This is a genomic window from Paenibacillus sp. FSL H8-0122 (assembly GCF_038005345.1).
GTDB lineage: Bacteria > Bacillota > Bacilli > Paenibacillales > Paenibacillaceae > Paenibacillus_AQ.
Genome location: NZ_JBBOTB010000001.1, coordinates 1,369,534 through 1,387,213 on the forward strand (window position 1 = coordinate 1,369,534; position 17,680 = coordinate 1,387,213).

General features: G+C 55.1%; 9 protein-coding genes. 1 reads left to right on the forward strand and 8 read right to left on the reverse strand.

Features of this window, described 5'->3' with window-relative positions:
* Positions 1–180 precede the first annotated feature (180 nt).
* The 5 genes from NSS64_RS05980 to NSS64_RS06000 all read right to left on the reverse strand — a co-directional run bounded on the left by NSS64_RS05980 (position 181) and on the right by NSS64_RS06000 (position 8,959).
* Entirely contained in the window at positions 181–2,070 is a 1,890-nt protein-coding gene (locus NSS64_RS05980; protein ID WP_341139534.1) for a collagen-like protein, read from the reverse strand.
* A gap of 171 nt (positions 2,071–2,241) precedes the next feature.
* On the reverse strand, positions 2,242–4,107 hold the full coding sequence (locus NSS64_RS05985) for a YVTN family beta-propeller repeat-containing protein (protein WP_341139535.1): 1,866 nt from the start codon (positions 4,105–4,107) through the stop codon (positions 2,242–2,244).
* Between the two features lie 615 nt (positions 4,108–4,722).
* The gene (locus tag NSS64_RS05990; RefSeq protein WP_341139536.1) at positions 4,723–5,769 is read right to left on the reverse strand and encodes a tetratricopeptide repeat-containing glycosyltransferase family 2 protein; all 1,047 of its coding nucleotides are present in this window, start codon (positions 5,767–5,769) and stop codon (positions 4,723–4,725) included.
* A 114-nt stretch (positions 5,770–5,883) separates the two neighbouring features.
* A complete protein-coding gene (locus tag NSS64_RS32710; protein ID WP_445667775.1) occupies positions 5,884–8,532 on the reverse strand; it encodes a collagen-like protein in 2,649 nt (882 codons plus the stop codon).
* Between the two features lie 115 nt (positions 8,533–8,647).
* Positions 8,648–8,959 carry a hypothetical protein gene (locus NSS64_RS06000; RefSeq protein ID WP_341139537.1) on the reverse strand — a complete coding sequence of 104 codons (312 nt, stop codon included), beginning with the start codon at positions 8,957–8,959 and terminating at the stop codon, positions 8,648–8,650.
* A 427-nt stretch (positions 8,960–9,386) separates the two neighbouring features.
* Here NSS64_RS06000 and NSS64_RS06005 point away from each other — a divergent pair, with 427 nt between their 5' ends.
* Positions 9,387–10,754, forward strand: coding sequence for a hypothetical protein (locus tag NSS64_RS06005; protein WP_341139538.1), 1,368 nt, complete (start codon positions 9,387–9,389; stop codon positions 10,752–10,754).
* Positions 10,755–11,003: 249 nt separating this feature from the next.
* On the opposite strand, the gene NSS64_RS06010 is transcribed toward NSS64_RS06005, so the two are convergent.
* The 3 genes from NSS64_RS06010 to NSS64_RS06020 are packed head-to-tail and all read right to left on the reverse strand — an operon-like array spanning position 11,004 to position 17,327.
* Positions 11,004–13,079, reverse strand: coding sequence for a collagen-like protein (locus NSS64_RS06010; protein WP_341139539.1), 2,076 nt, complete (start codon positions 13,077–13,079; stop codon positions 11,004–11,006).
* A 39-nt stretch (positions 13,080–13,118) separates the two neighbouring features.
* Positions 13,119–15,194, reverse strand: a complete 2,076-nt coding sequence (locus NSS64_RS06015; RefSeq protein ID WP_341139540.1) for a collagen-like protein — start codon at positions 15,192–15,194, stop codon at positions 13,119–13,121.
* A 39-nt stretch (positions 15,195–15,233) separates the two neighbouring features.
* The gene (locus NSS64_RS06020) at positions 15,234–17,327 is read right to left on the reverse strand and encodes a collagen-like protein (protein WP_341139541.1); all 2,094 of its coding nucleotides are present in this window, start codon (positions 17,325–17,327) and stop codon (positions 15,234–15,236) included.
* Between the last annotated feature and the right edge of the window lie 353 nt (positions 17,328–17,680).

Consider the following 17,680-nt stretch of genomic DNA (forward strand, 5'->3'; position numbering starts at 1 on the left):
AGGAACCTATTAATGAGATGGGGTCAGTCCATCTATGATGGTCCAATCCTCAGTTCCCAGTCTTGACCGAGACATGGAGCAGAGCTAGGCATCAGAAGTATTGAGTGATATATAAAAAGGCGGTTCCCGAAGCCTCGGGTACCGCCGCATTGAACTGGAATTTATTGTGTCCTGATCAGATTATGCAATTCTCGTAATTATCAAGTATGCATTCGTTTCATTAGCATTTGCTCCCGATAGATTCTGGGTGTTCGGTGAAGTATTCACTACGCTGATGGTTTGTGGAGCGGTTATATCTACCAAATACTCTCCGGTTATTTGATTAACAGTTGTTGCGACCACGGTTTCGTGAAATTCTCCGCTAGGGATGCGGGTACCGCCTACTGCCAGAGTCCACTCTAATAAAGTGGTAGCACCTCCTGAAGCCGCCGTGGTTGCCATGAAAGCAATTCTGTAAATGCCTGAAGTGTTAAGAGTGGCTGTGGTAGTGCCATTTACAAAATCAATATCAGCGGTTTTTACTATAAATGGATTAAATATAATGCTGTTACCTGTGATGACTGGTGTTATGCCGTTCGAACTAGCAATCGCATAAAAATAGGATGATGACAATGCCCCAGTAGCGCCAGTAGGCCCAGTAGCACCAGTAGCGCCAGTAGCGCCAGTAGCGCCAGTAGGCCCGGTAGCGCCGGTAGCGCCAGTAGCGCCGGTAGGGCCAGTGGCCCCGGTGACGCCAGTAGCGCCAGTAGCGCCGGTGGCGCCGGTGGCTCCGGTGGCTCCGGTGGCGCCGGTGGCTCCGGTGGCACCCGTAGCACCAGTGGCACCCGTAGCACCAGTGGCACCTGTAGACCCGGTAGCACCTGTTGGTCCAGTAGCACCTGTTGGTCCAGTAGCGCCTGTTGGTCCAGTAGCGCCTGTTGGTCCAGTAGCGCCAGTAGCGCCAGTAGCGCCAGTAGCGCCAGTAGCCCCGGTAACGCCAGTAGCGCCAGTAGCCCCGGTTGGTCCGGTAGCACCAGTAGAGCCGGTAACACCAGTAGCACCGGTAACGCCGGTAACGCCAGTAGCGCCGGTAACGCCGGTAGTGCCGGTAACGCCGGTAGCGCCGGTAACGCCGGTAGCCCCTGTGGAACCAGTAGCGCCGGTAGCGCCGGTAGCCCCTGTGGAACCAGTAGCACCAGTAGCGCCAGTAGCGCCCGTTGCACCAGTAACGCCGGTGGCTCCGGTGGCCCCCGTAGCCCCCGTAGGCCCGGTAACCCCCGTAGCCCCCGTAGCCCCCGGGGCTCCGGTAGCCCCCGTAGGCCCGGTAGCCCCCTTAACGCCAGTAGCCCCCTTAGCGCCGGTAGCGCCAGTAGCCCCTGTAGATCCTGCAGGCCCCGTAGCCCCGGCTCCTGTCGGCCCGGTCGGGCCTCGTTCACCAATAGGAATCCAAGGAGTAGGATAGGTGCTCCCCCCATCCTGGCTGCTGCGGTAGTACAGGGAGGGATTGGAAATATAGAGCTGCTGGACAAAGTTGCCGACCCGGGAGACATAGAGGGTCCAAACGGGCGGGTGTTGGACGGGTGGACCGTTCTGGGGATCCGGACCGAACGGGTCTGCCGAACTGTAGACCCCAGGCTGGTTGAACTGATTGAGGTTACTACCGGAAGGTTCGTCATTAGAGAAGGGGAAGACGCCGTTCTCGGCATTCAATACCACCGCGCCGGTCAGGCCGTTGACACTTAGGACACCTCCTGCAGCACCTGTGGGTCCGGTAGGGCCGGTAGGTCCAATTACAATAGGAAGATTAGAGGCAGTTTTTAATTTGGAATCCAGAATCATTTCCTGCTTGAAGATAGTATCGAGCATGGATTGTACGTTATTGTTCACCTCCAGTACCTGTGCCAGTGTGGCAGGGGGACCGCTGATCCCCGGCAGCGTACCAAGAGCAAACTGGATTTTCTCGCCTTCGGCGTTGATGATATGGGCTAGTCCCAGCTCCTCCATTGCAATGGAAGAAAATAGAAGATTGACAACGTCATCCCTTGATAACGCAATCGTAGGAGTGATGTTTGGAATATTGGGATTGGACAAGAGGTTAACCTCCTTAAATTGGATTAATCCACAATATTCTAAGAACCGCTTAGGGGAACCGGATAGGAACCCATCTATTGCAAAAAAATAATCCAGTAAAAAAGGAAGCCGATGGATAAAATAATCGGTTTCCTTGAGTTTGATTTCTTTATAAATGATTTCAGCACTGGGTTAAGACATAAACGGATCAATAACACTCCAAAAAGGCGAGTCTCCAACTGGAATGGTAGCAAGGAGTGTATTGGTATTCTGATCAATTACGACCACGGCATTCGCTGCCCCAATGCTGGCATAGACCAGATTGGATTGAACGGTATTCCGCAAAAGTGTGATGTATGGATTCACAGCAGGAGAGTCTTGATTGGTTCCTGTTGTAATTGTACCGACGATTGGGTATGGAGGGGCTCCGTCGATGACACTAACATAAGTTGTGCTGAAATTCGTTACATAGAAGTGGTTGGTTATCAGGTTCCCTGCAATATTCGTTAGATTGTTGCCAACAGTAACCGTGCCTACAATGGCATAGGTGTCTGCATCAAAAACATTCACAATGCCTGGGTTCGTATAATGTGAGACCCATAACCGTTTACGAAGAGGGTCGATCAGAATGCCATGCGGTCTGGTAGCAGCGGCAAATGTCGTAATCACTGTATTGTTGTTATTGCCATCAAGGACAGAAACATAATCAGAAGAGATATAAATCGTATTGGTCAGTGGATTAATATCGATATTTACAGGGAAGCTTGTAACACCGGCAATGGTTGTTACTACACTTGAGTCGACATCGATCTCCCAAATATTCGTAGATGAATTGGTGGAGTTGGCTACGTATAGCGTATTCGTAAAGGTATTAATGGCCATCCCGCGAGGCTGGCCTCCGACAGGATAAGTAGCGGTAATCTGGTTGGTCAGTTCGTCATATTGAATAATGTTGGTGCCGTTAGAAAAATAGAGAAGATGCCGTTGCGTGTCTACTACCGCACTATCGTAGTACGTAGCGGCAATTGAAAAGGTTGAAACGATTTCGTTCGTTAAGGCGTTAATGACATTCACATGTCTATTAGCCGGAGTTCCACCATTAGTCCCTACATATAGCATTGGGGGACGTATTGTTCCTGGTGCACCCGTCGCCCCGGTAGCTCCGGTGGCACCCGTAGCGCCGGTAGGCCCGGTAGCACCAGTAGCACCGGTAGGCCCGGTGACACCCGTAGCTCCGGTAGCACCCGTAGCCCCGGTAACACCCGTGGCCCCGGTAGCACCCGTAGCCCCGGTAACACCCGTGGCCCCGGTAGCACCCGTAGCCCCGGTAGCACCCGTAGCCCCGGTAACACCCGTAGCCCCGGTAACACCCGTAGCCCCGGTAGCACCCGTAGCCCCGGTAGCACCCGTAGCCCCGGTAGCACCCGTAGCCCCGGTAACACCCGTAGCCCCGGTAACACCCGTAGCCCCGGTAACACCCGTAGCCCCGGTAACGCCAGTGGCACCCGTAGCCCCGGTAACTCCTGCCCCTGGACCGGTGGGTCCGGTTGCTCCACGAGGCCCTGTCACTCCAGCAGGTCCCGTCGCTCCTGCCCCTGGACCAGTGGGTCCGGTTGCTCCACGAGGCCCTGTCACTCCAGCAGGTCCCGTCGCTCCTGCCCCTGGACCAGTGGGTCCGGTTGCTCCACGAGGCCCTGTCACTCCAGCAGGTCCCGTCGCTCCTGCCCCTGGACCAGTGGGTCCGGTTGCTCCACGAGGCCCTGTCACTCCAGCAGGTCCCGTCGCTCCTGCCCCTGGACCGGTCGGTCCAGTCACTCCGCGAGGCCCTGTCGCTCCGCGGGGACCCGTCGCTCCTGCCCCTGGCCCGGTAGGACCAGTCGCTCCACGAGGACCTGTCAATCCTGCGCCGGTGGGTCCGGTCGGTCCTTGTGCTCCAGTGGGACCCGCCCCTCCGCCGTGATCTTCTCCAAGCAGTTCTTCAGACACTAACCGGTGTGCCGTTACCAGTTGACCTGTACTACTCTTGCCCCACACTGAGACTTGAATAGAATCGCTCAACTCGGTTGCATCATGAGGTGTAACGAAAATGAATTCAAACCCATTAAAATCCGCGTAGTAAGTCTTCGTAATGACTTGATTCGCTGCAAGATGGAGTAATTCGCTAACGTACATGACCCTTGTTCCTGCGTTTAGATAATAACCCTGAATAGATACTGAGGAGGCTGAGGCCACGCTGCGGTTATCGACTTTAACGGTAACTTGCTGAGTAGGCCTCACTCCGCTAACCGGGTTATTTTCAATCGGTCCTGTTGATAAAAAGGCCATTACATCATCACTTCCAGTCAGTATATTTGAATTTTGTTCCAGTCAGCAGCATGCTTAATGATTAATATAGTAATATTCAGACTTACCAGTTTGGTGTGGACTTAGGGGGGAACATGTTATAAAGGGCGGATTAACCCAGAAAGAGACAGCTACAGGAGTGAACAAGCATCCGGAGCTGTCTCTTTCTATTAAATATTTTGCTAAACGAACACAGGATATTGTATCTGCCCCCACGAAGACATCAACAAATAAACGGATCAATAACACTCCAAAGTAGAGCGGTTCCTACCTGAATGGTAGCAAGGATTTTATTCGTGTTCTGACCCATCACAGCCACGTTATTTGCTGCTACCCCTTACGATAAAATTCAGCCCATTGCTGATGGTGCTTCGCCTGGGCCGTATCTCCCAGAGCCTGATAGCATAGAGAGAGTTGTTGATGCGGAAGCCAGGTATGATAGGCATTGTCAACAGCAGACCAGGAATACCGTTCCCCTGGAGGGGAGGAATATGCCGAGCGATACCAGAATATGGCGGCCTCCAGATTGCCTGACTTCAGGAAGTGCTCCCCCATCCGGCAACTGAAGGCAGGGTAAGGGACATCTTTGGCAAGAGCTTCAAGAGTAAGCTCCAGTTCTTTCTCCGGCTGGTTGTTATATACATAGCAGGTTGCCAGCTTGTGAAGGATGAAAATTTGGTTCTCCCGGGGTATTTCAGGATGATCCTTGCATAACTCGTAATAACGAATCGCTTTTTCATATTGCTTATGGGATTGGCATTCTCTGGCATAGTTAAGCGTATCGGATATGCTGAAGGTGTAACCCCTGGCCAGATGCTTTTCGTAGATTTTCAGATTTCTCATTGGGGGGGGACCGCCTGTAGCACTTCCTGTTTTAGTATGGGTGACAGTAATATCGGAGTTCATAAAATGATAGGCATCCTCTATAGCAATATCTTCGTGTACGATTCCTTTCCAGATGAAGCCCTTGGTACGCTTGAGAAGCCGCAGCCTGGTGGTGTGACTGATGAATCTCCGGCTGCCATCCTGCGGAATTTCGTACTTCATTGCAACCGCGTCGACTTCTTCCGTAAGCGTATCTTTCAGATGCTCCAGCTTGACCTTTTCTTCAGGCTTCAGAATGTCATCGGCATCCAGCCAGAGAATATAGTCCTTGGTGGCATACTTGAAGGATTCATTCCGGGCAGCAGAGAAATCATCAATCCACTCGAAATCATAGATATGCTGTGTCCACTTTGCTGCAATCTCCTTGGTGCGGTCGCTTGAACCGGTATCAACAATAATAATCTCATCGGGAATGCCTTGTACGGAAGAGAGACATTGCTCCAGGTTCTGCTCTTCATTCTTGACAATTAGACACAAACTGATTGTAGCCACAGCTTACCCTCCTATTTTGTCCATCGTTACATAGAAATGAGGTGCGCGATTGCTTAGACGCACCTCTCCTTGAATTACATGAAACATAGACCGTTGGTCCGTTCTCGGCCTGCGTTAAGACATAAACGGATCAATAACACTCCAAAAAGGCGTGTCTCCTACCGGAATGGTGGCAAGCAGCTTATTGGTATTCTGGTCAATAACGATCACGGCATTCGCATTTCCGATACTGGCATAGACCAGATTAGATTGAACGGTATTCCGCAATAGGGTGATGAATGGATTCACAGCAGGAGAGTCCTGATTGCTTCCTGTTGTAATCGTACCGACGACAGTATTGGTATTTCCGTCGATGACACTAACATAGGATGCGCTATAACTCGTTACATAAAAGCGGTTGGTCAGCAAGTTCGCTGAGATATTCGTAAGATTATTACCAACGGTAACCGTGCCTACAATGCCATAGTTAGTTGAATCAAAAACATTCACAATGCCTGGGCTCGTATAATGTGAAACCCATAACCGGTCACGAAGAGGGTCGATCAGAATACCATGCGGTCTGGTCGCAGCGGCAAATGTTGTAATCACGGCATTATTGTTATTTCCATCAAGGACTGAAATGTAATTAGAAGCGATATAGATCGTATTGGTCAGTGGATTGATATCGATATTTACTGGGAAGCTTGTAACCCCGGATATGGTTGTAACTACACCTGTGGGAACATCTATTTGCCAAATATTGGTAGCTGTGGAGAGGTTATTAGCCACGTATAGCTTATTCGTCAACGTATTGATGGCCATCCCTCGGGGAGTTCCCGCTCCCAGAGCGTAAGTGGCAGTAATCTGGTTCATCAGTTCGTCATATTGAATAATGTTGGTGCTGTTAGAAAAATAGAGAAGGTGCCGTTGTGAGTCTACTACCGCACTATCGAAGTACGTTGCGGCAATTGAAAAGGTTGAGACGATTTCGTTCGTTAAGGCGTTAATGACCGACACACGTCTATTAGCTGCATTCCCCCCATTAGTGCCTACATACAGCATTGGAGGATGCAAGGTTCCTGGTTGACCTGTAGCACCTCTAGAGCCAGTAGCGCCGGTGGCACCGGTAGCCCCGGTGGCACCGGTAGCCCCGGTGGCACCCGTAGCGCCGGTGGCACCCGTAGCGCCGGTGGCACCCGTAGCGCCGGTAGCACCTGTGGCTCCAGTGGCTCCTGTAGCGCCAGTGGCCCCCGTGGTCCCGGTAGCCCCGGTAGCACCCGTGGCTCCAGTGGCTCCTGTAGCGCCAGTGGCGCCAGTGGCCCCCGTGGCCCCGGTAGCACCCGTGGCTCCAGTAGCTCCTGTAGCGCCAGTGGCCCCCGTGGCCCCGGTAGCACCCGTGGCTCCAGTGGCTCCTGTAGCGCCAGTGGCCCCCGTGGCCCCGGTAGCACCCGTGGCTCCAGTGGCTCCTGTAGCGCCAGTGGCCCCCGTGGTCCCGGTAGCGCCGGTAGCGCCGGTAGCGCCGGTAGCGCCGGTAGCACCAGTGGCTCCAGTGGCTCCTGTAGCGCCAGTGGCCCCCGTGGCCCCGGTAGCACCAGTGGCTCCAGTGGCTCCTGTAGCGCCAGTGGCCCCCGTGGTCCCGGTAGCGCCGGTAGCGCCGGTAGCGCCGGTAGCCCCGGTAACCCCGGTAGCCCCGGTAGCGCCGGTAGCGCCGGTAGCACCAGTGGCTCCAGTGGCTCCTGTAGCGCCAGTGGCCCCCGTGGTCCCGGTAGCCCCGGTAGCGCCGGTAGCGCCGGTAGCGCCGGTAGCGCCGGTAGCGCCGGTAGCGCCGGTAGCGCCGGTAGCGCCGGTAGCGCCGGTAGCGCCGGTAGCGCCGGTAGCGCCGGTGGCACCCGTAGCGCCGGTAGCACCGGTAGCACCCGTAGCGCCGGTAACGCCGGTAGCACCCGTAGCGCCGGTAACGCCGGTAGCGCCGGTAACGCCGGTAACCCCGGTAGCGCCGGTGGCCCCGGTGGCTCCTGTGACCCCAGCAGCGCCAGTGGCCCCTGTGGCACCCTTGGCGCCACTAACTCCAGTAGGTCCGGTAACGCCTGCTCCGGTCGGCCCTGTAGCGCCAGTCGCCCCCTGTTGTCCAATTTCGATCCACGGGCCCCAGTGGTCCCCGTTATCCTGACTGCTACGGTAGAAGAGGACAGGGTTCGAGATATAGATCTGCTGAACGAAGCTACCTACCTGTGAGACATACAAGGTCCAGACCGGTGGATGCGAGACTCCCATCGGACCGTTCTGAGGCGCCGGGCCAGTGGGGTTATTGGAGCTATAGACCCCGGCTTCTACGAAGGCGTTAAGATTAGAATCGGAAGACTCCACATTTTCGGGAAAGGCGCCTACATCTGCAGCATCCAATACGACAACACCGGCCTGGCCGTTGACTGTGGTGACGGCGCCTGCGGCGCCGGTGGGTCCGACAGGTCCGGTGGGCCCCTGCAAGGTGGGAACGTTGGCGGCGGTCTTGAGCTTGGAATCGAGCATCATTTCCTGTCGGAAGATGGTGTCGAGCATGGCTTGGGTGCTGCTATTGACTTCCAGCACCTGGGCCAGTGTGGCGGGGGGGCCGCTTAATCCTGGGAGTGTGCCGAGGGCAAACTGAATTTTCTCCCCTTCAGCATTAATGATATGAGCGAGTCCAAGCTCTTCCATAGCAATGGAAGAGAAGAGCAGATTGACGACATCATCTCTCGATAAGGCAATCGTCGGGGTGATGTTCGGAATATTGGGATTGGACAATACAACAACCTCCTTAAGTTGGATTAATCCACAATATTCTCTGAACATTATTGACGAACCGGATATGAACCTATCTTCTTTATATTAATTAAATAACTTTACTAAGGTTATTTGGTTAGCAGTGGCGGTCAGGAAGCAGTTTAAGCACATTTTGAAGCTTGGAATTCAGCATCATTTCCTCCTTAAATACAGTCTCCAGCATATCTCTTACACTTTCATTCACCGCCAGAATTTCCTTAATCGAAGATTTGGTATGATTAGAACCAGGGAGCGTACCCAGAGCATATTGAATTTTCTCACCATCTGCATTGATAATATGGGCCAGACCCAGCTCCTCCATCGCTATGGAAGCAAGCAGCAGATTAATAGTCTGATCCCGGGTCAGGGAGATGGTTGGAGTAATATTAGGGATGTTGGGGTTGGACAAGATTGCACCTCCGTTTGAAATTGTCTTTGTCTAAGTCTATGCATGGGCAGTTGTCCATGTACAACAATTCTGCGTATGGATGCTACACTAACCGCAAGAACCGCAAATATTGCTGGATATTCAGTCGAGAGAGACCCTTCCGTAGGCTTGTTAACCCCCGGGAGGGTCTCTTTTGTTACTCATCAGCCCCATTACAGCTTGTCGGCCCCGAAGTCCACACCAAACCGTTAACTCGGAATATTACTATAATAATCAATTCAGCATGCTGTTGACTGGAATATTTCTGGTTATATGTGCAGACTCGGCATGTATGACTAAAGAATAATGGCGGTGTGGAAAAGGGGGATCGCAGTTCATCGCTATACCGTATTATTCCGGGCGTATGCTGAAATGAAATCCAAATATACTGTCAGGAAGTGATGGAATAATGGCTTTTTTATCAACAGGACCGATTGAAAATAATCCGGTTGGCGGAGTGAGGCCTACTCAGCAGGTTACCGTGAAAATCGATAACCGCAGTGTGGACTCGGCTTCCACCGTATCGATTCAGGGCTATTATTTGAGTGCCGGAACGAGGGTTATGTATGTAAGCGAATTACACCATCTTGCAGCGAATCAAGTGATTACGAGGAATTATTACGCTGATTTTAATGGGTTTGAATTTACTTTTGTTACACCGGAAGCGTCTGAAGACAGTGGTCCGGTTCAAGTTTCGGTGTGGGGCAAGAGCAGTACAGGTCAACTGGTCACGGCACACCGGTTAGTGTCTGAGGAACTGCTTGGAGAAAATGGCGGCGGAGAGGCAGGCCCCACTGGAGCAAGAGGCCCGACCGGACCGGCCGGTCCAGGAGTAGGGGCGACGGGTGCAACAGGTGAGCCGGGACCACCCGGAGTCACAGGAGTAACAGGCCCGACCGGACCTGCTGGACCAACGGGTGCTGGAGTGACTGGGCCTCGCGGGGTAACAGGACCTCCAGGTCCAGGGGTAGGAGCAACGGGTGCGACCGGTGTGACGGGGCCGCCTGGAGTCACAGGAGTGACAGGCCCGAGTGGACCCACAGGTGCAGGAGTGACTGGAGCAACAGGAGTGACGGGGCCACCTGGAGTGACTGGAGCAACCGGCCCGACCGGACCTACGGGTGCAGGAGTGACTGGCCCGACCGGAGTGACGGGACCACCTGGAGTGACCGGAGTGACCGGAGCGACCGGCCCGACTGGACCCACAGGTGCAGGAGTGACAGGTCCGACCGGAGCCACAGGTGCTACTGGAGCCACAGGTGAAAGGGGTCCAACTGGTCCCACCGGTCCGATTTTGGCCATTCAAGGCTTCTCGGCATTTCTAACTACGTTCGCAGTGAATGCGGATCAACAACTTGTCGGTTGGACGATAATAGCACCTTATTATGGTTACCTGGGGTTCAACGAGACTAGTGGGGTATTCACCGTTCCGGTAACGGGAAGATACTCTATTGAAGCTACCGTCAATTTCGCAACTAACGCGGCTATCGCGGCTGCGCTCGGGGCAAATGAGAATCCATATGTAGTGGTGCGAAGAATTACTCCGACACCTATAGATCTGGTGACCGGATTATTGCCGGTGCTGGATGTGGCTATCACAGGAACCTTAACCCTTAGAACACTCCTGGCTAGCGGCACAGTTACTCTGGCAGGCGAAGTTGAACTTACAGCTAATGATCAGATTGCTGTCCTGTATCAGGCTGATGGCTTAAACCTTGCGATTGATTTGGGTGCTACAGATTCAGGTATTATATGGTCTATGCATAGATTAACCTGATCCTAGTATCGTTGCATTGGGAGTACTGCTTTAGCACCTAAGCCACCCGCTAAGCTCGGGTGGCTTTTGTGTGCTTCAGTCCTACCAAAAAAAAGTCTCGGCCTGTGACCTGCACTTCCATCATGGAAGACACAGATTCACAAGCCAAGACATTCTCATTCATGATGGTGGTCGTTCGAACATGTTAGTCTGAGACAACCTGCTTCAGCCTTAAGGAAACGTAGGTTCGATTCCTTTACTACGAACTCCTTATATTAAAGTAATAATCGTCACTTCACATCTGTCAGGGATAATAGTTACTGCAGTGGCTGTCACGTTTTGGACCTGCATGGTAGTATTTACGCCTCCGCGAAGATCAAGAATAGCATTCGCCGTATGATTAACATTTGTCGAGTTAGTGGATGATGAGAGTGTTCCTACAACCAAATTCGTTGGAGCATTAGGAGCAGTACCCGTTGCAAGACGGTACGAGTTATTAGTGCCACCTCCTACAGAGTATATAATCATATAAGCGTGCCCAGCGGTTAATGTAAAGGTTCCATCTGGTGCAAGTGTTACTGTGTCGCTTGTTCCGTTACGCGTATCGAACGGTACCGGGTCTCCATTCGGAATAGGTAGGGGGGCTGCAGCTGCTATAGTGGCATATACAGAGTTAAGGGGTTGGCCTGGTAACCCTGTTGGTCCTGTCGGTCCTGTGATCCCGGTGGCTCCCGTAGCCCCGGTTGGTCCTGTAACCCCGGTGGGTCCGGTAACGCCAGTCGGCCCCGTGACGCCAGTGGGTCCCGTGACGCCAGTGGGCCCGGTAACGCCGGTGGGTCCAGTAACGCCGGTGGGTCCGGTAACGCCGGTGGGTCCGGTAACGCCAGTGGGTCCGGTGACGCCGGTGGGTCCGGTGATGCCGGTCGGCCCGGTGATACCAGTCGGCCCGGTGATGCCGGTGGGTCCGGTGATCCCAGTGGGCCCGGTGACGCCGGTCGGTCCAGTGACGCCGGTGGGTCCAGTGACGCCCGTAGGTCCCGTGACGCCGGTGGGTCCAGTAACCCCGGTGGGCCCGGTAACGCCCGTGGGTCCGGTAACGCCGGTGAGCCCGGTAACGCCGGTGGGTCCGGTGACACCCGTCGGCCCCGTGACGCCCGTGGGTCCGGTAACGCCCGTGGGTCCGGTAATGCCGGTGGGTCCGGTGATGCCGGTGGGACCCGTGGCCCCGGTAGGTCCAGTGACACCTGTTGGCCCGGTGACGCCCGTGGGTCCGGTAACGCCGGTGGGTCCAGTGACGCCGGTGGGTCCAGTGACGCCGGTGGGTCCAGTGACGCCGGTGGGTCCGGTGACGCCGGTGGGTCCGGTGGCCCCGGTCAGCCCGGTGACGCCCGTCGGTCCAGTAACGCCGGTGGGTCCAGTGACGCCAGTGGGTCCGGTAGCGCCGGTCGGCCCGGTGATGCCAGTAGGTCCGGTGACGCCGGTGGGTCCGGTAACACCGGTTGGCCCGGTAATGCCGGTCGGTCCCGTAGCCCCCGTAGGCCCGGTAATGCCGGTTGAACCCGTCACGCCGATAGGTCCAGTGGCACCTGTTGGCCCGGAGGCGCCCCTGGACCCGGTGACGCCAATAGATCCTGTTGGACCCGTAACGCCCGTCCCCGTAGGACCGGCAGGTCCGGTAATGCCGCGCTGACCAATTTCTTGCCAGTCCGTCCAGTGCGCTCCTCCATCCTGGCTGCTGCGGTAATAGAGAACGGGATTGGAGATATATAGCTGCTGAATGAAACTTCCAACCTGGGAGACATACAAGGTCCAGACCGGCGGATGTGATACTCCTGTCGGACCGTTAGTGGGATCGGCTCCATCGGGATCATTGGAACTGTAGACACCCGCTTCGGTGAACGAGTTCAAGGGGGAGCTGGAGGGCTCTTCTGTAAAAGGCAGGGCTCCAATGTCCGCGGAGTCCAGTACAACCGCTCCGATCGAGCCGTTGACGCTGGTGACAGCCCCTGCTAGCCCTGTGGGTCCCGTGGGTCCTGTCGGTCCGGTTACCGTAGGAATGAGAGAGGCATTCTTTAATTTGGAATCCAGCATCATTTCCTGCCGGAAGATGGAATCCAGCATGGCTTGCGTACTGCTATTGACCTCCAGAACCTGTGCCAGCGTAGCGGGCGGACCGCTTATTCCCGGCAGTGTGCCTAGAGCAAACTGAATTTTCTCTCCCTCTGCATTAATAATGTGAGCCAGACCGAGTTCTTCCATCGCAATAGACGAGAACAACAGATTAACGACATCTTCTCTTGTCAAGGTGATCGTTGGAGATATATTGGGAATGTTAGGTGTAGACAAATAAAACCCTCCTTCATGAGTTGATGGTTCGAAATATCGTTAGGTCAAAGTGTTTATCGTCACTCCGCATCTGTCAGAATTAACAGTTATAGGTGCAGCTCCAACGTTTTGAACTTCCAAAGCAGTATCTACGCCACCGCGAAGATCCAGAATGGCACTTGTAGTGTGATTGACATTGGTATTATTGGAGGCTGACGTAAGAGTGCCTGGAACCAGAGTGTTTGGAGGGACTGGGGGAATACCCGTTGCAAAGCGGAAAGCGTTATTATTACCGGCTCCCATAGTGTACATAATCAGGTAAGCATGCCCGGCGGTTAAAGTGAAGGTTCCTGTGAGAACGTCTAGTTGTATATTATTGGTTGAACCAACATAACTGTCGAACGGAACGGCTGCATTGACGCCAACATTTGCAGTTGAACCAGCGGTTATTGTTGCAAAGATGAAGTCATTTGCCGGTCCGGTAACGCCCGTGGGCCCGGTAACGCCCGTGGGTCCAGTAACGCCTGTGGGCCCGGTGACACCGGTCGGCCCGGTAACGCCTGTGGGCCCGGTAACGCCGGTCGACCCGGTAACGCCGGTGGGTCCAGTAACGCCGGTGGGTCCAGTGATGCCAGTGGGTCCGGTAACGCCGGTGGGTCCGGTAATGCCGGTGGGTCCAGTAACGCCGGTCGGTCCGGTAACGCCAGTCGGCCCGGTAACGCCGGTCGGCCCGGTAACGCCGGTGGGTCCAGTAACGCCGGTGGGTCCAGTAACGCCGGTGGGTCCGGTAATGCCGGTGGGCCCAGTGACGCCTGTGGGCCCGGTAACGCCGGTGGGTCCAGTAACGCCGGTGGGTCCAGTAACTCCAGTGGGTCCAGTGACGCCCGTGGGTCCGGTAATGCCGGTGGGTCCGGTAACACCGGTGGGTCCGGTAACGCCGGTGGGTCCGGTAACGCCGGTAGGTCCGGTAACGCCGGTGGGTCCGGTAGCTCCGGTCGGCCCAGTGGTACCTGTCGATCCGGTAACGCCGGTCGGTCCGGTAACTCCCGTCACTCCAGTAATACCGGTAGGCCCGGTAACGCCGGTGGGCCCGGTAACGCCGGTGGGTCCAGTAACGCCGGTCGGCCCGGTAATGCCGGTGGGCCCGGTAACGCCGGTCGGCCCGGTAACGCCGGTGGGTCCAGTAACGCCGGTGGATCCAGTGATGCCTGTAGGTCCGGTAACACCTGCAGGTCCGGTAACGCCGGTGGGTCCGGTAATCCCCCTAATTTCTATCCCCGTCGCGCCAGTTATACCTGTTGCGCCCCTTGCCCCGGTCGGCCCGTTAATGCCCGTAGATCCGGTGACGCCTGTGAGCCCCTTGATACCTGTTGCTCCAGTGGAACCGGTCGGACCTGTAATACCGGTCGGTCCGGTGTTGCCTATTGCACCTGTAAGACCTGCACCTGTCGGACCGGCAGGTCCGGTAATGCCGCGCTGACCAATTTCTTGCCAGTCCGTCCAGTGCGCTCCTCCATCCTGGCTGCTGCGGTAATAGAGAACGGGATTGGAGATGTATAGCTGCTGAATGAAAGCTCCAACTTGGGAGACATACAAGGTCCAGACCGGGGGATGTGATACTCCTGTCGGACCGTTGGTGGGATCAGGTCCATTGGGATCATTGGAGCTGTATACGCCAGCTTGAGTGAATGAGTTCAGAGGAGATCCGGAAGGTTCTTCGTTTAAGGGAAAAGCGTCTATGTCCGCAGATTCTAGCACAACAACTCCGGTCTGACCGTTGACACTTAAGGCGCCGCCGGCAGCGCCCGTGGGTCCTGTAGGTCCGGCAGGGCCAATTACTACAGGAAGATTAGAGGCGGTCTTCAATTTGGAATCCAGCATCATCTCCTGCTTGAAGATGGTATCCAGCATGGATTGCACATTATTATTGACTTGCAGCACCTGTGCCAGAGTGGCGGGCGGCCCGCTCATTCCTGGCAACGTGCCCAGCGCGAACTGAATCTTCTCTCCCTCCGCATTAAGAATGTGGGCCAAACCGAGCTCTTCCATGGCAATAGATGAGAACAACAGGTTCACGACATCATCTCGCGTCAAGGAGATAGATGGAGTAATATTCGGAATATTAGGTGTGGACAAATAAAACCCTCCTTCATGATGTGATCGTTCAGCAGAACATTATCGTAAAGTTAGAATAGTTACTTGGCATCTATCACTAACGACAGTGGCAGTGTCGACAGGTAGGGCATTAAGGACTGCCAGTGTTGAATCTCCTAGTCCCATAAGATCAATAACTACGGATGTAGTATGGTTAGCATCGGAGCCGCTTGTTGCCTGTGTGAGAGTTCCTGGTACCAATGTAGTTGGAGCAGTTGGAGCAACAGCGGTAGCGAACTGGAAGGATCTGTTCTGCTGGGACCCTACGGAATAGATGGCCAGATAGATATGGCCGCCGGTTAAAGTAAATATTCCTGTTGTAGTATCCAGAAGTATATTGCTACTCCCTGTAGGAATAACAGTATCGAAGGGGACGGGGGCACCTGGATTAACAACGGGATTCACAGCAGCGATAGTGGCATTGGCGAAGTCGCTGGATAATCCTACCGTTCCGGTAATACCGCGTAAGCCTGTGGGCCCGGTGGCACCCGTAGGCCCGGTGACACCTGTAGGTCCGGTAACGCCAGTGGGTCCGGTGACGCCTGTCGGTCCGGTAACGCCTGTTGGACCGGTAACACCCGTGGGTCCGGTAACGCCGGTAGGCCCGGTAACGCCCGTAGGCCCGGTAACACCAGTGGGTCCGGTAACGCCTGTTGGACCCGTAACACCAGTGGGCCCGGTGACGCCGGTAGGTCCGGTGACGCCGGTAGGTCCGGTAACACCAGTGGGCCCGGTAACGCCGGTTGGACCTGTGACACCGGTTGGACCTGTGACACCGGTTGGACCTGTGACACCCGTGGACCCGGTGACGCCAGTGGGTCCAGTAACACCAGTGGGCCCGGTAACACCAGTGGGCCCGGTAACGCCGGTAGGCCCGGTAACGCCGGTAGGTCCGGTAACGCCGGTAGGTCCGGTAACGCCGGTAGGCCCGGTAACGCCGGTAGGTCCGGTAACGCCAGTGGGTCCGGTAACGCCGGTAGGTCCGGTAACTCCGGTCGCTCCAGTAATACCGGTGGGTCCGGTAACGCCAGTGGGCCCGGTGATGCCGGTGGGTCCAGTTATACCAGTTGGACCCGTAACACCTGTGGGTCCGGTAACGCCGGTAGGCCCGGTGATGCCGGTAGGCCCGGTGACACCTGTGGGTCCGGTGACACCTGTGGGTCCGGTAATGCCCGTGGGCCCGGTAATGCCGGTTGAACCGGTAGCTCCTGTGGGTCCAGTGATGCCCGTCGGCCCGGTAACGCCTGTAGGCCCGGTAGTACCCGTGGGCCCGGTAACGCCCGTGGGCCCGGTAGCTCCCGTTGGCCCGGTAACGCCCGTGGCTCCGGTAATGCCTCTCAGTCCGGTGATACCCGTGGCTCCCTTAATGCCGGTAGCGCCCGTCGGTCCGGTAACTCCTTGCGGAGCACCTGTTGCGCCTGCACCGGTCGGACCTGTAGGCCCTGTGGCACCGCGTTCGCCAATTTCCTGCCAGTCTGTCCAGTTAAACCCTGAATCAGGGCTGCTGCGGTAATAGAGGGCAGGATTGGATATATATATCTGCTGAATGTAACGCCCAACCTGAGACACATACAGGGTCCAGACCGGCGGATGCGTTACTCCTGCCGGACCGTTAGTGGGATCAACTCCATTGGGATCATTGGAGCTGTAGACGCCAGCTGCGATAAACGAATTCAGATTGGAATCAGATGGCTCTTCATTGTAAGGAAAAGCTCCTACGTCGGCAGAGTCCAGCACAATAGCTCCAGTCTGGCCGTTGACGCTGGTGACGGGACTTACAGCACCAGTCGGCCCGACCGGACCTGTTGGACCCGCCAAGCTGGGAACGCCGGCAGCCGTTTTGAGCTTTGAACCCAGCATCATTTCCTGTCGTAAAATGGTATCCATCATGCCTCGCGTGCTGTCATTCACCTGCAGAATCTGTGCCAGTGTGGCGGGTGGACCGCTTAATCCCGGCAGGGTGCCCAGTGCGAACTGGATTTTCTCCCCCTCCGCATTAATGATGTGTGCTAAACCAAGCTCTTCCATCGCAATGGATGAGAAAATCAGATTAATTACGTCGTCCCTCGTCAATGAAATTGACGGAGTGATATTGGGAATATTGGGTGTGGACAAATAAAACCCTCCTTCATATTGTGATACTTCACTATATGTCGATATTTATCAGGGGGAAGGAAGAGGGCCTACTGGAATGAAAGAAAAAAGCCTAAAGATTACCCTCTTTCAAGGTTTGATAGTTCAGCAGATAGCGGGTGGACCGCTTAGCCCCGGCAGAGAACCCAGTGCGCACTGGGTTTTTTTCTCCCTCCGCATTATATGTCTGGTCTAATTATCCGGGAGGTACAGTAGCCTATGGAAATGAATTAAGTACCTGGTAATGTGGGGGATACCCCATTCTCCGTTCATGCAGGATGCTACCTTTTAGGTGAAATAGGCTGTTCATATAGCCATCTGCCGTCAGGAGCGTT

Bases quoted from the DNA above. Each gene is read 5' to 3' on its own strand.
- NSS64_RS06005 (WP_341139538.1), top strand. From the start codon at position 9,387: ATGGCTTTTTTATCAACAGGACCGATTGAAAATAATCCGGTTGGCGGA.